This window comes from Caecibacteroides pullorum (assembly GCF_019239235.1).
GTDB classification, from domain to species: domain Bacteria; phylum Bacteroidota; class Bacteroidia; order Bacteroidales; family Bacteroidaceae; genus Bacteroides; species Bacteroides pullorum.
This window is the reverse complement of the sequence record NZ_JAAZTS010000022.1, coordinates 1-12015: the sequence shown is the minus strand read 5'-3', so window position 1 is coordinate 12015 and position 12015 is coordinate 1. Positions and strand designations below refer to the sequence as shown.

At 57.0% G+C, this 12015-nt stretch carries 7 protein-coding genes and 1 pseudogene; 1 reads left to right on the top strand and 7 read right to left on the bottom strand.

What is annotated here, in order from left to right:
- Positions 1-47 precede the first annotated feature (47 nt).
- The 5 genes from HF894_RS12190 to HF894_RS12170 all read right to left on the bottom strand — a co-directional run bounded on the left by HF894_RS12190 (position 48) and on the right by HF894_RS12170 (position 8422).
- Positions 48-2372, bottom strand: coding sequence for an ABC transporter permease (locus tag HF894_RS12190; protein ID WP_204972746.1), 2325 nt, complete (start codon positions 2370-2372; stop codon positions 48-50).
- 112 nt (positions 2373-2484) lie between these two features.
- Positions 2485-3162, bottom strand: a complete 678-nt coding sequence (locus HF894_RS12185) for an ABC transporter ATP-binding protein (RefSeq protein ID WP_204972744.1) — start codon at positions 3160-3162, stop codon at positions 2485-2487.
- A 126-nt stretch (positions 3163-3288) separates the two neighbouring features.
- Positions 3289-5595, bottom strand: a complete 2307-nt coding sequence (locus HF894_RS12180) for an ABC transporter permease (protein ID WP_204972742.1) — start codon at positions 5593-5595, stop codon at positions 3289-3291.
- Positions 5596-5842: 247 nt separating this feature from the next.
- A complete protein-coding gene (locus HF894_RS12175; RefSeq protein ID WP_204972740.1) occupies positions 5843-7321 on the bottom strand; it encodes a tagaturonate reductase in 1479 nt (492 codons plus the stop codon).
- Between the two features lie 39 nt (positions 7322-7360).
- Positions 7361-8422 carry a LacI family DNA-binding transcriptional regulator gene (locus HF894_RS12170; RefSeq protein ID WP_021848098.1) on the bottom strand — a complete coding sequence of 354 codons (1062 nt, stop codon included), beginning with the start codon at positions 8420-8422 and terminating at the stop codon, positions 7361-7363.
- A gap of 233 nt (positions 8423-8655) precedes the next feature.
- Between HF894_RS12170 and uxaC the strand changes: the two genes are divergently transcribed.
- Positions 8656-10062, top strand: coding sequence for a glucuronate isomerase (uxaC, locus tag HF894_RS12165; protein WP_075316897.1), 1407 nt, complete (start codon positions 8656-8658; stop codon positions 10060-10062).
- A gap of 140 nt (positions 10063-10202) precedes the next feature.
- Here uxaC and HF894_RS12160 read toward each other — a convergent pair whose 3' ends face one another.
- Together HF894_RS12160 and HF894_RS12155 are read right to left on the bottom strand one after the other, a co-directional pair.
- Positions 10203-10613, bottom strand: coding sequence for a DUF5675 family protein (locus tag HF894_RS12160; RefSeq protein ID WP_021848100.1), 411 nt, complete (start codon positions 10611-10613; stop codon positions 10203-10205).
- Positions 10585-12015, bottom strand: a pseudogene (locus HF894_RS12155) (BT4734/BF3469 family protein); the annotation flags it as partial. The gene HF894_RS12160 and the pseudogene HF894_RS12155, both read right to left, overlap by 29 nt.

Genomic DNA, 12015 nt, shown 5'->3' with positions numbered 1-12015 from the left:
CCCTTCCCTCATGGAGAGAAAAGCAGGGGGAACTTTTTTATTCGCTTTTACTCGCTTTTGATGCTCAGCACAGGATTCTCGTTGGCGATGCGCCAGGCCTTCAGCACTACGACGGCCACAATCAGCACCAGCAGCAGGAGGGCCAGCAGGGCGTACCAGGCGGGCGAGAGCAGGCGGCTGTCGGCAAACTGCTGCATCCACTGGCCGGAGACGTACCACGCTGCGGCCATGCCTGCCACGACGGCTGCGACGGCTATCTTGAGGATGTCCACCGAAAGCAGGCGCAGGATGTCGGACGCTTCGGCGCCGTTCACCTTGCGGATGGCTATCTCCTTGGAGCGTCGCTGCGTCTCGTCGCTGACGTAGCCGATGAGCCCCATCAGCACGATGAGGATGATGCAGGCGGTAGTGACCCACACTGTATTGCGGAAGGTGGAGACGCTGGCGTTCTGCTCGCGGCGGATGTCCTGATAGGTGGTGAACTCCAGTGCCAGGTCAGGATAGGTGGACTTGACGAAGGCGTTCAGGCGCTTCAGGTTCTCGTCCAGCGGAGCCTTCAGGCGGACGTTGAAGGTGCGGACGCGGTCGTTCAGAATGAAGGCGGTGCAGGTTTGGCTCGCGAAGAAGCCCATGTTGCGCACATTCTCCACCACGCCTGTCACGATGGCTGGTTCTTCCAGTCCTGCCCATGAGGGATCGATGGGCAGCTTGCGGCCGATGGCGGTGTCGCCCCACTTCAACGTCTCTACTGTCTTGCGGCCCACCACGGCTTCGCCCCGATGCTGCGGCCAATGGCCTTCCAGCAGTTGGAGGCCTGTCACCTGGGGGAAATCCTTCTCTATTTGCGTGAAGTGCAGGGGGCAGATGAAGTTGCCCTGGTTGTCCAGCAGCCGATAGGTGCTGAAGTGGGCCAGTAGATGGGAGCCACTGCCCGCCACGGCTTCCACATACGGTTCGCGGCGGATGGCGTCGGCCACGCCCTGCGCCCGTCGGATGTCGCCCGTCACCGTCCCCACGGCCAGCCCTTCGGCATGGAAGCCCACACTGCGGGTCATCAGGTCGTGATACTGCCACACGGTGGTCAGCAGCAGACCGCCGATGAAGGACACGCCGATGAACTGCACCGTCAGCAATCCACGCTTCCACGAACGCTTGCCGTCGGTGTAGCGGCGGAACACTTGCGTCACAGGGATGCGGGCATAGATGCGCCCTGGTACCACGCCCGCCACGAGGAAGAGCAGCAGCACCGTGCCCAGCGGCACATAGAGCGTCTGCCAGGTGAAGAGGTCGGTCAGGCGGCTGCCCAACAGCTCTTCCACCTGCTCGCGCAGCAGCCACAACAGCACGCCGCCGCAAAGGATGGAGGCCGTCACCAGCAGCCCCGTCTCCCAGAGGAACATCGAGAGGATGTGCCAGCCGTCGGCGCCGCTGCACTTGTGCACGCCCACCAGCTTGGCTCGCCGGCTCATGGCGGCCACGGCACGCAGCACGTAGTTCAGGATGGACACGAAGAAGATGGAGAAGCCCAGCACGCCGAGGATGACCAGTCGCCGCGTGCTGTCGGGATAAGAACGGTAAACCTTGTGGATGGGCAGGACGCTGTACTCCGTCACCACGTCGTCGCCCAGGTGCGGGTCAGTGTATTGCTCCACCGCCTGCTGGATGCGGCTGTTCATCGCGTCCACGTCGGCAGGCTGCTTCAGGCGGAACAGCACGCCGTAGAGGTTATTCATGTTCCACGTGCCCCGCCCGTAGGCCCAGTCCAGGGCAGCCATGGAGAGCAGCAGGTCGTGGGGCATGATGCTGTTGCGCGGCACGTCGGCATAGATGCCGCGGATGGTGACGTCGAACAGCTTCTCAACGGAAAGCACCTTGCCGATGGGGCTTTCGTCGCCATAGAGCCGGCGGGCCATGCTTTCGGAGATGAAGGCGTTGCCCTGCACCCCTAAGTCCTTGGGGTTGCCCTGCAGCAGGGGAAGGCCGGTGGTGGCGAAGTAGGCCGTGTCGGCAAAGAGGATCTGGATGTCCTCCAGCTTTTTCTCGTCCTTGTAGAAGGCAGGTTCCCAAAATAAGTTGGAAGTCAGACTGGCACTCTCCACCAGATCGGGGAAGGCCTCGCTGAGGTCGGCAGCTGCGGGACGGTAGGTGAAGTAATTGTATCCGGCTTCGGGCACTCCCTTGTTCACGTTTCTCATGCGTAGTCTGACGAGCGTATCGGGGTTCGGATAGAAGCGGTCGTAGCTCAGCTCGTAGGCTATCTGTGCGAAGAGCAGCACGCCCATCGCCAGTCCCAGCGTGAGCGAAATGATTTTCTCCGCGGTGCCTCCATGGCCGCGGAGAAGGGTCTGTAGGGTGTAGTATAGGTGTCTCATTTTAATGAAGAATTAAGAATGAAGAATTAAGAATGAAGAATTAAGAATGAAGATTGAGAAAAGAAGGATTCGTGCCGCAGGGCAAATTCTTCATTCTTCGTTCTTCATTTATTTATAAGTTTCTGTTGCTTGCCACCACACTGCCATCAAACAGATGCACCGTCCGATGGGCAAAGGAGGCGTCGTGTTGCGAGTGGGTCACCATGATGATGGTGGTGCCCTCGCCGTTCAGTTCGCTCAGCAGCTTGATGACCTCGGCGCCGTTCTTCGAGTCTAGGTTACCAGTGGGCTCATCGGCGAGGATGAGCTTGGGGTTGGTCACCACGGCACGGGCGATGGCCACACGCTGCTGCTGTCCGCCCGAGAGCTGCTGGGGGAAGTGCTGCGAGCGGTGGCTGATGGCCATGCGCTTCAGGATGTCGTTCACGCGCTGCTTGCGTTCGGCGGCACGAAGGCCCAGATAGGTCAGCGGCAGCTCCACGTTCTCGAAGACGTTCAGCTCGTCTATCAGGTTGAAACTTTGGAAGACGAAGCCTATCTTGCCCTTGCGGACGCGGGTGCGGTCCTTCTCGTGCAGGTCGGCCACCTCCTGCCCCAGCAGCTTGTAGCTGCCCGAGGTGGGGTTGTCCAGCAGGCCGAGGATGTTCAGCAGGGTGGACTTGCCACAGCCCGACGGGCCCATGATGGCTACGAATTCGCCCTCCTCTACCTGGAGGTTCACTTGGTTCAATGCGACGGTTTCTACTTCCGACGTGCGGAATACTTTGCTAAGGTTGTTGATTTCGATCATAATGGTATAAAATGAAGAATTAAGAATGAAGAATGAAGAATTGGGGATGAAGATTTAGGAAAGAAGGATTCGTGCCGCAGGGCAAATTCTTCATTTTTCGTTCTTCATTCTTCATTGAAATAAATTTTATTCGCTCTTGATGCTCAGTACAGGGTTCTCGTTAGCGATGCGCCACGACTTCCACAGCACGCAGCCGGTGATGACGGCCAGCACGGCCACGCCTATCAATAGATATACAGCGGCCGACATCGAGGCCTGCGCGCTGAACATGTCCATCCACAGGGTGTTGACGTACCACGACGCCACGACGCCTATCGCGACCGCAGGCCCCGCCACATAGAGCACGTCGCGCCCCAGCAGGCGGAGGATGGACGATGCCTCGGCGCCGTTCACCTTGCGGATGGCTATCTCCTTGCTTCGGCGCTGCACCTCGTCGGCCGTATAGCCCAGCAGGCCCATGAGCATAATGAAGAACATCACCACGCCTGCCACGGCGGTGGCGTTGCGGAACACGCGGACGGGGTTGTACAACATATTCATCCCCTCTTCCATCGAAGTGAAGTCGATGGTCTTGTCGGGGAAGGCTTCGGCGGCATCTTTCGTCAGGCGTTGCAGGTTTTCGGCGAAGGGCTCCTTCAGCAGGAAGTGCAGGCCGTTGTTGAACTGCCTGGACATGAAGCCTATGTAGGGCATCGGCTCGGCATAGAAGCCATTTATCTGAAAGTCTTTCAGCACACCCGTCACGGTAGAGGTTTCGCCCATCGTGTGGACAGTATGGCCCACGGCATCCTTCCCCCACTTCATCAGGCCGACGAAGGTTTCGTTCACCACCACCTCGCTGTTGTCGCGCGGCAGGCGGCCTTCCTTCAGGCGGATGCCCATCAAGTCGTAGTAGTTGGCCATGCAGGCGTCGAAGCGGGCGGAAAAGAGGGTATTGCCGTCTTCGCCGTTGATGAAGCAGCCGCTATATCCTTCCAGCGGATTGCCATAGGCGGCGGAGAGGTCTTCCACATAGGGCAGGCTGCGGAAGAAGTTGTAGGCGTTGTCGCACTCCCTTGCCGTCTTGAAGGGCAGGTAGGTGCCCGCGATGCGCTCGGTGCTGAAGCCCATGTCCTTGCTCATGACGAAGTGGTACTGCATCATCACCATGCACATCAGGCCGCAGATGAAGGCCACGCCCGCAAACTGCACGAACAGCAGGGGGCGTTTCCATCCCTTCTTGCCCTCCGTGTAGCGGCGGAACACCTGCGTCACAGGGATGCGCGCAAAGAGGCGGCCCGGCAGTACGCCCCCCACCAGCAGGAGCACGCCCACCGTGGCGGCAGGCACCCACAGGCGGCTGCCTTCGAAGAGGTTCGTCAGCTTGGTGGCGGCCGTATCCTCCACAAAGTCGCGGAAGCCCCACAGCAGGAGGAACATCACGCCCAGCGCCAGCGCAACCACCACCAGCGTCTCCAGCATGAACATGCCGAAGATGCCTTCGCCACTGGCTCCGCTGCACTTGTGCACACCCACCATCTTGGCTCTTCGGCTCAGCGAGGAGATGGAGATGAGGGCGTAGTTCAGGGCGGTGATGAAGAGGATGGACAGGCCCAGCGTCAGCATGATGGTGAACATGCGGCGCACGTCGTCCTGCTGGCGGAAGGTGTCGCGCAGGGGCTGTACATAGGCCGTGTAGCTCCAGCTGTCGCGGGCGGGCAGGTACTTCTTGGCCATCTTCTTCATGCGGGCGTTGAGGTCGTCCACATCCACCCCAGGGCGCAGGCGCACGTACTGGCAGTAGGAGTCGCCTCCGTCCCACGAATAGTTCATCTGCTTGGCGGCCCAGGCGGGAGGCAGCGAGATGACGGCGTCGGCCCCCACGGTCGTATTGTCGGGCAGGTCGGCAAAAGTGCCCCGCACGGTCAGGTCGCGTTCGTGGTTGTAGCTGATCACCTTTCCGATGGGCTCTTCGCCGCCGAACATCCTTTCGGCCAGGCTCTTGCTCAGATAGATGACGTTGGGCTGCTGGAGGTCCTGCACAGGGTTTCCGCTCAGCACCTCGATGCCCATCGTCTGGAAGAAGAGCGAGTCGGCGCAGAGCTTGCGCTCGTCGAAGCGGTGGTCGCCATAGTAGAGCGGCCACGAGGCCAGATAGCGGCACGTGCAGGTAGCCCCTTCCACCTCCTTGGGGAAGCTTTCGAAGATGGCGCCTGCCAGCGGTCCCATGTTCATGTTTTGCGGCTCCAGCGTCTCACCGTTCATGATGAACTGGCTCCACACCTGATAGATGCGGTCGTAGTCGCGGAAGCACGTGTCGTAACTCTGCTCGTAGGCCACGCGGGCAAAGAGCAGGATGCTCATGGCAAGTCCCAGACCGAGGGAGATGACTTTGAAGGGAATGCTCCCCTTCCCTCTGAGCAGGGTCTGGATGACGTAATGGATTTGTCTCATGCGTATAACGTTTTTTAGTTGTTTTCTACCCATTTATAATGCAGAAAGTGTGCCAAAAATGTTATACGTCTGACAATCAACAGATAAGCTTTCTTCAGCTTGGAACGGAGTGTCTAATTATTGGACACTGGTGTCTAATTATTAGACAACCCGGCCGCAAAAAACAAAAGTGCAGCAAAGCACGCTCAAAAGCGACTTGCTGCACTCTTCTCAACTATTAATTTACAAGAATGTGGTTTTCTTCTCCTTAAAGTATGCTTTTCACTGTCTCAAGCATACCTTTCTCCTGAATAGAGTTCAGGAAGGCAGTCACCATGTCGGTCAGGCCAGGGATGGTGTTCAGGTCGCCATGCTCGCCCCAGATAAGGTCCTTGGCAGCCAGTACGCCTTCGGCCACGCGGCGGGTGTCGCCTGTTGCCCAAAGGTCCTTGAGCAGCTGCATGATTTCGGGTGCGTCGTTGGGCACGATTTCAGCGCCGTCAGCACGTACACCGCCCTTGTAGTAGGTGATGATGGCGGCCAAGCCCAATACCAAGCCCTTCGGCAGTTCGCCCTTGCGCTCGAGGTAAGTCTTCAAGCCAGGCAGGTCGCGCGTCTGGAATTTTGGGAAGGAGTTCAGCATGATGCTCGTCACCTGATGATCTACGTAGGGGTTGTTGAAGCGTTCCAGCACGTCGGCGGCAAACTTCTTCAGCTCGTCCATCGGCAGGTTGAGGGTCTGCATCAGCTCGTCGAACTGTACCTTGTGGATGTAGCGTCCGATGACGGGGTGGTTGCAGGCGTCGCGCACGATGTTCACGCCGCTCAGGTAGGCCACGGGCGAGAGGACGGTGTGCGGACCGTTGAGCAACGTCACTTTTCTTTCATGGTAAGGAGCCTCGGACTTCACGAAGAGCACGTTCAAGCCGGCCTTGTTGGCGGGGAACTCTTCGGCCAGTTGGCGCAGAGAGAGGTTCTCGGCGGCCTCGATGACCCACAGGTGGAAGATTTCGGCCTGCACCACGAGGTTGTCGGCATAGCAGATCTTCTTCTGGATTTGAGCAATCTCCTTGCGAGGGAAGCCCGGCACGATGCGGTCAACGAGTGTGGCGCACACGTAGCAGTATTTCGTGAACCATGTCTTGAACTTTTCGTAGTCGGCGCCGAAATCATCTTTCCACAGCTCGATGTACTGATAAATGCACTCCTTCAGGTGGTGTCCGTTCAGGAAGATCAGCTCGCAAGGCATGATGATAAGACCCTTCGTCTTGTCGCCCTTGAAGGTCTTGAAGCGGCGGTAGAGCAGCTGGGTCAGCTTGCCTGGATAGGAAGAGGCAGGCGCGTCGGTAAACTTGCAGTTGGGGTCGAAAGCAATGCCGGCTTCGGTCGTGTTGGAGATGACGAAGCGGATTTCAGGCTGGTCGGCCAGGGCCATGAAGGCGGCGTTCTGCGTATAGGGGTTCAAGGCGCGGCTGATGCAGTCTATGCGCGTCAGGGAGTTCACAGCCTCGCCGTTCAGGCGTCCTTGCAGATTGACGTGATAGAGGCAGTCCTGGCCGTTGAGCCATTCTACCATACCCTTCTCGATGGGCTGCACGACTACGACACTGCTGTTGAAGTCGGTCTTCTGGTTCATGTTGTAGATGATCCAGTCTACAAACGCGCGGAGGAAGTTACCTTCGCCAAACTGGATGATTCTTTCGGGTGCTGCGCTCTTGGGAGCCGTCAGCTTGTTCAATGCTTTCATATTCAATGTATATTTTAAAAGTTTTGATATGTATATTTTTTATTCGAACTCGAAATAATAGTCGATGTTTTCCTTGATCAGCACATCGATGGGCATGTATTGTGTCGTCGTGACAGGCCGTTTGAACACCATGTGCGTACACAGAGCCTTCACCCCGCAATAGCCCTGCATGGCAGGTCGTTGCCCTATCAGGTAGTCTACCTCGCCTGTCTTCAGCCGCTCCACGTTCTTCTTCAGCAGGTCGTAGCCCACGAGCCCTTCCATGCGCCGGCCTGTGGCGTGCAGGTAGTCGGCCACCTGATAGACGCGCGAATTGAACACCACGCCCAGCACTGCCTGCGGGCACTGGTCGAAGAATCGGTCGAGCGTACGTCGGTTGGCGTCGGCATCTTTCTTGTCGAGCAGCACGTCGTGGACGGTAAGCCCCACATGGTTTTCAGTCAGGTATTGCATGAATCCCTCCAGCCTGCGTTGCATCTGTATCTCGGCAGGGCTCTGCTTCTGGTTGTTCAGGAAGAGGGCCAGCTCCTGCCCCTGCTTGAAGTGCTGCATCAGTATCTTGGCGGCGATGTATCCACTCATGCGCGAGTCCTGTCCGATGTAGCACAGGGCATGTGTCTGTTCGATGTTGAAGTCGATGAAGGCATAGGGCGTACCTTTCTGCTCGAGGGCAGACGTGAGCTTCAGGGTCTCTTCGCGGAAGTTGGGCGCCAGCAGCACGGCGTCACATTCCTCGCCAAGCACCTGCGTACAGGCCTGGCTGTAAGAAGCCTCGTCGGCGTGCAGGTAATGCAGGTAGCTCACCGTCACGTTGTAGGGCGCCAGCTCCTGCGCGGCGCGGTCGATGCCTCCTGCCACGGCATACCAGTAGTCGTAGGCTATATAATAAGGTATGATGCAGACAATGCTGTAGCGTTTCTTCGCCGCCAGGCCGATGGCAAACATGTTGGGCTGGTAGCTGATCTCGTCGAGCACCTTGCGTACTTTCTCCAGGCTGGCCGCCGACACGTCTCCACGATTGTGCAGCACGCGATCCACTGTTCCGGCCGATACACCCGCCATGCGGGCGATGTCTTTTATGGTATAGTTCTTGTTTCCCATCTCTGCTTCGCTTTTTATAGGAATGAAGGGCGGTTTGCCTAAAACTTAAATATTATAAATATTCGTCGCAAAGATACGAAATATTTTGTTTCTCCAAGTAAAATATCTACTTTTGTGTTCGATAACGGTTAATAAAACTAAAATCGTAATCAACCTCTATTCTATTTACAATCAGAGCTATATAAGTATATAGAGAGAAAGTAACATTTTTAGATACTTAAAACACATACGTTATGAAGAAATTTATGGATGAAAACTTCCTGTTGCAGACCGAAACTGCACAGAAGCTCTACCACGAACATGCGGCCAAGATGCCGATTATCGACTACCACTGCCACCTCATCCCCAAGATGGTGGCCGACGACTACCAGTTCCGTTCGCTGACCGAAATCTGGCTCGGAGGCGACCACTACAAGTGGCGCGCCATGCGTACCAACGGCGTAGACGAACGCTACTGCACAGGCAAGGACACTACCGACTGGGAAAAGTTCGAGAAATGGGCCGAGACCGTTCCCTATACCATGCGCAACCCGCTGTACCACTGGACCCACCTCGAGCTGAAGACCGCCTTCGGCATTGACAAGGTGCTCAATCCCCAGACCGCCCGCGAAATCTACGACGAGTGCAACGAGAAGCTGAAACAGCCCGAATACTCTGCTCGTGGCATGATGCGCCGCTACCATGTAGAGACTGTCTGCACCACAGACGACCCTGTCGACTCGCTCGAATACCACATCCAGACGCGCGAGAGCGGCTTCGAAATCAAGATGCTGCCCGCTTGGCGTCCTGATAAGGCCATGGCTGTCGAGGTGCCTGCCGACTTCCGCGCCTATGTAGAGAAGCTGGCCGAAGTGAGCGGCGTTGCCATCTCCACTTTTGACGACATGATCGCCGCCCTGCGCCGTCGTCACGACTTCTTCGCCGAGCAAGGCTGCCGTCTGTCCGATCACGGCATCGAGGAATTCTATGCCGAAGACTATACCGATGCCGAAATCAAAGCCATCTTCAACAAGGTGTATGGAGGCAAGGAATTGACGCAGGAAGAAATCCTGAAGTTCAAGTCGGCCATGCTCGTCATCTTTGCCGAGATGGACTGGGAGAAAGGCTGGGCACAGCAATACCACTACGGCGCCATCCGTAACAACAACACCAAGATGTTCAAGCTCCTGGGCCCTGACACAGGCTTCGACTCCATCGGCGAGTTCACTACCGCTAAGAAGATGGCCAAGTTCCTCGACCGCCTGAACACCGAAGGCAAGCTGACCAAGACCATCCTCTACAACCTCAACCCCTGCGCCAACGAAGTGATCGCCACCATGCTGGGCAACTTCCAGGACGGCACGTGGCCGGGCAAGATCCAGTTTGGTTCGGGCTGGTGGTTCCTCGACCAAAAGGACGGCATGGAGAAGCAGATGAACGCCCTGTCACTGCTGGGCTTGCTGAGCCGCTTCGTAGGTATGCTGACCGACTCGCGTTCGTTCCTCTCCTACCCGCGCCACGAATACTTCCGCCGCACGCTGTGCAACCTCGTAGGTCGCGATGTCGAGAATGGCGAACTGCCTGTCAGCGAAATGGATCGCATCAACCAGATGATCGAAGACATCTGCTATAACAACGCAAAGAACTACTTCCAGTTCTAAGCAGACGTTGGCCCTTTTTTCACCACCGATTACTCGGATTTTCACAGATTATCCCCCATCGTCCGAGAAGGAATCTGTGTCCATCTGTGTAATCGGTGGTGCTTTTTTCTATGAAACGCGGCTCATTTCACTCTCCATTCTCACTTCACCGTAATCCACACCCCTTCGCCCCGCTCCTTGGCTTCGACGATGAGCTGCTTCAGCAGGCGGACGTAGAGCGTGGAGCACTCCAGCTGGCGCGTTTCTTCGTTGTACTCGCCCACGAGGATACACCCCTCCGTGTCCGCAGGCAGGTTGCCCGCATGGATGCGGATGCCCTCGAAGAAGGGCACGTTCAGCAGCAGGGGCAGCCACTTGCCGAACTTGGGGCTGAGGGTGATTACCACGGGGTAGCGCCCTTCGGGGATGGCCGTGCAGCCCTTCACCTTGCGTTCTTTCTTCAGGTCGCGCCACGTGGGTTCCATCGTGTCGCACATCTCTTTTCCGTCCACGACCAGCACGCCCAGCGTGCAGCCTTTCCTTTTAGTAGTTCTTGTCAGTGTCAGTTCCATCTTTTTTGAATTTTAGTTTACTGTAATTGTAATTCGTAATTCTCGCAATATAGTTTCGGTAGCCCCACTGGTTCAACATATTTTGCGTACCTTTCTCGTCCATACCCGCCTGCAGACGTACCTCCACGGCCTCCCGATAAGAGAAGTTGTCGGGCAGCAGTTCCAGCAGGTTACGCGGCCCCTTCTGTTTGTTGGAGTTAGCCGCCTGCGCTTCTTCAATAGCGGCTCCGAAGAACTCCATCTTGCAAGCCAGGTCGTATTGCAAGGACCAGCGGATGAAGTCCTCGAACGTCTTGTCCCACTGGCAGCCGTTGGCTACATAGAGCACGCACGCCTTCAGCCAGGCGATGACGTTGGCGCGAAACGAGAGGTTCTCGTACACGCGGCTCTGCGAGAGGCGGGCGAAGTCGGCGCACTCTTCCTTGAGCTTCTGCGCAAGCTTATAGGCCTGCGGGCAGTCAATCAACCCTTGCGCCTTCACAAGGTTCTCGATGTAGGGGCGAAGTTCCTCGTCGAAGGCGGCGTCATACGTGCCATAGACAGGCATGTCCGCGCCGATTTCGCGTTCAGGGATGGTGCAGAAGTTGATGCGCGAGATGGGACCGTCTGTCAAAACTTTTGAGAAGTACCGCCGCCCTTTCTGGATGGTCGTGGCGGCATTCCAGTTGAAGCGGATAGTCACTTTCTCCGTCACGCTTTGCGCCCCCACGCGTGTCTGTCCGTAGCGGTTGCCGGGGTCGAAGGCCAGGCACATGATCTGGAATTGCTGCCCTGCACGCCCTGTGCCCTTCAGTGCGTCGAACTGGTCGATTTCGTTCAGCTTCGTGTAGAGGAAGTGCCCGTCCGCCTCGGCCATACGCATCACGAAAGCAGGGTTCGTCATGTCCGCGTCAATCTCTTGGATGATAAGGCCCTCGGGGCGTTGTCGCTTGTCCTTGTTGGCGCCCTTCGAGGTGACTTCGTTCTTCCACTCGCGTTCGCGTCGCAGGTTGTCCTCGTCGCGTCGGCGGATGTCGGCCATGATGCGGTTGATGGGCTCTGAAATACAGTCCTTGCCCGCGCCTGTGCCTGCCATGAGGACATTCATCAGCGTGGCTTCGTGCTCCACGTTGTCGATGTAGCGGAAGCGTACTTTGTGCAGGTGCGCGCCCAGCGAGGGGAAGACGGCATGTGCCACGGCAGGTTTATAGACATCAGGCGTGCGGCTCACGAGAAGCTTTATCAGGGCGGGAAGGCGCTTGGGTAATGAAGAATGAAGAATGTCGGCTTCGCCTCCGAATGAAGAATCTTCACCATCCGCAGGCAATTCTTCATTCTTCATTCTTAATTCTTCATTTCTCAAAGATTCTTCATTCTTCATTCTTCGTTCTTCATTTTCAAGGGCCTCTTTCAGCATCCGCGG